Here is a 2957-nt window from a genome sequence, read left to right as displayed (position 1 = left end):
TGGTTAAGTCCTCGATCGATTAGTATCTGTCAGCTCCATGTGTCGCCACACTTCCACCTCAGACCTATCAACCTGATCATCTTTCAGGGATCTTACTTCCTTGCGGAATGGGAAATCTCATCTTGAGGGGGGCTTCATGCTTAGATGCTTTCAGCACTTATCCCGTCCGCACATAGCTACCCAGCGATGCCCTTGGCAGAACAACTGGTACACCAGCGGTGCGTCCATCCCGGTCCTCTCGTACTAAGGACAGCTCCTCTCAAATTTCCTGCGCCCGCGACGGATAGGGACCGAACTGTCTCACGACGTTCTGAACCCAGCTCGCGTACCGCTTTAATGGGCGAACAGCCCAACCCTTGGGACCGACTACAGCCCCAGGATGCGATGAGCCGACATCGAGGTGCCAAACCTCCCCGTCGATGTGGACTCTTGGGGGAGATAAGCCTGTTATCCCCGGGGTAGCTTTTATCCGTTGAGCGATGGCCCTTCCATGCGGAACCACCGGATCACTAAGCCCGACTTTCGTCCCTGCTCGACTTGTAGGTCTCGCAGTCAAGCTCCCTTGTGCCTTTACACTCTGCGAATGATTTCCAACCATTCTGAGGGAACCTTTGGGCGCCTCCGTTACCTTTTAGGAGGCGACCGCCCCAGTCAAACTGCCCACCTGACACTGTCTCCCCGCCCGATAAGGGCGGCGGGTTAGAAGGTCAATACAGCCAGGGTAGTATCCCACCGATGCCTCCACCGAAGCTGGCGCTCCGGTTTCCAAGGCTCCTACCTATCCTGTACAAGCTGTACCAACATTCAATATCAGGCTGCAGTAAAGCTCCACGGGGTCTTTCCGTCCTGTCGCGGGTAACCTGCATCTTCACAGGTACTATAATTTCACCGAGTCTCTCGTTGAGACAGTGCCCAGATCGTTGCGCCTTTCGTGCGGGTCGGAACTTACCCGACAAGGAATTTCGCTACCTTAGGACCGTTATAGTTACGGCCGCCGTTTACTGGGGCTTCAATTCGCACCTTCGCTTACGCTAAGCGCTCCTCTTAACCTTCCAGCACCGGGCAGGCGTCAGCCCCTATACTTCGCCTTACGGCTTCGCAGAGACCTGTGTTTTTGCTAAACAGTCGCCTGGGCCTATTCACTGCGGCTCTCTCGGGCTTGCACCCTAACAGAGCACCCCTTCTCCCGAAGTTACGGGGTCATTTTGCCGAGTTCCTTAACGAGAGTTCTCTCGATCACCTTAGGATTCTCTCCTCGCCTACCTGTGTCGGTTTGCGGTACGGGCACCTCTCACCTCGCTAGAGGCTTTTCTTGGCAGTGTGGAATCAGGAACTTCGCTACTATATTTCGCTCGCCATCACAGCTCAGCCTTATGGGAAACGGATTTGCCTATTTCCCAGCCTAACTGCTTGGACGCGGATATCCAATACCGCGCTTACCCTATCCTCCTGCGTCCCCCCATTGCTCAAATGGTGAGGAGGTGGTACAGGAATATCAACCTGTTGTCCATCGCCTACGCCTTTCGGCCTCGGCTTAGGTCCCGACTAACCCTGAGCGGACGAGCCTTCCTCAGGAAACCTTAGGCATTCGGTGGAGGGGATTCTCACCCCTCTTTCGCTACTCATACCGGCATTCTCACTTCTAAGCGCTCCACCAGTCCTTCCGGTCTGGCTTCACAGCCCTTAGAACGCTCTCCTACCACTGTTCGAAGAACAGTCCGCAGCTTCGGTGATACGTTTAGCCCCGGTACATTTTCGGCGCAGAGTCACTCGACCAGTGAGCTATTACGCACTCTTTAAATGGTGGCTGCTTCTAAGCCAACATCCTGGTTGTCTAAGCAACTCCACATCCTTTTCCACTTAACGTATACTTTGGGACCTTAGCTGGCGGTCTGGGCTGTTTCCCTTTCGACTACGGATCTTATCACTCGCAGTCTGACTCCCAAGGATAAGTCATTGGCATTCGGAGTTTGACTGAATTCGGTAACCCGGTAGGGGCCCCTAGTCCAATCAGTGCTCTACCTCCAAGACTCTTACCTTGAGGCTAGCCCTAAAGCTATTTCGGAGAGAACCAGCTATCTCCAGGTTCGATTGGCATTTCACCCCTACCCACACCTCATCCCCGCACTTTTCAACGTGCGTGGGTTCGGGCCTCCATTCAGTGTTACCTGAACTTCACCCTGGACATGGGTAGATCACCTGGTTTCGGGTCTACGACCACGTACTCATGCGCCCTATTCAGACTCGCTTTCGCTGCGGCTCCGCATCTTCTGCTTAACCTTGCACGGGATCGTAACTCGCCGGTTCATTCTACAAAAGGCACGCCATCACCCGTTAACGGGCTCTGACTACTTGTAGGCACACGGTTTCAGGATCTCTTTCACTCCCCTTCCGGGGTGCTTTTCACCTTTCCCTCACGGTACTGGTTCACTATCGGTCACTAGGGAGTATTTAGCCTTGGGAGATGGTCCTCCCGGATTCCGACGGAATTTCACGTGTTCCGCCGTACTCAGGATCCACTCAGGAGAGAACGAAGTTTTGACTACAGGGCTGTTACCTCCTATGGCGGGCCTTTCCAGACCTCTTCATCTACCTCGTTCCTTTGTAACTCCGTACAGAGTGTCCTACAACCCCAAGAGGCAAGCCTCTTGGTTTGGGCTAATCCCGTTTCGCTCGCCGCTACTCAGGGAATCGCATTTGCTTTCTCTTCCTCCGGGTACTTAGATGTTTCAGTTCCCCGGGTCTGCCTTCTCATATCCTATGAATTCAGATATGGATACCACTCCATTACGAGTGGTGGGTTTCCCCATTCGGAAATCTCCGGATCAAAGCTTGCTTACAGCTCCCCGAAGCATATCGGTGTTCGTCCCGTCCTTCATCGGCTCCTAGTGCCAAGGCATCCACCGTGCGCCCTTTCTAACTTAACCGTTAAAAAGAATCACTATGTGATATCTTGT

At 53.6% G+C, this 2957-nt stretch carries 1 rRNA gene; it reads right to left on the bottom strand.

The window, feature by feature from the left end:
* A 23S ribosomal RNA gene (locus ACIGXJ_RS36970) occupies window positions 1–2927 on the bottom strand.
* Between the last annotated feature and the right edge of the window lie 30 nt (window positions 2928–2957).

Source organism: Streptomyces sp. NPDC053367, assembly GCF_044545925.1.
Taxonomy (GTDB): domain Bacteria; phylum Actinomycetota; class Actinomycetes; order Streptomycetales; family Streptomycetaceae; genus Streptomyces.
This window is presented reverse-complemented; position numbering and strand designations above follow the sequence as displayed.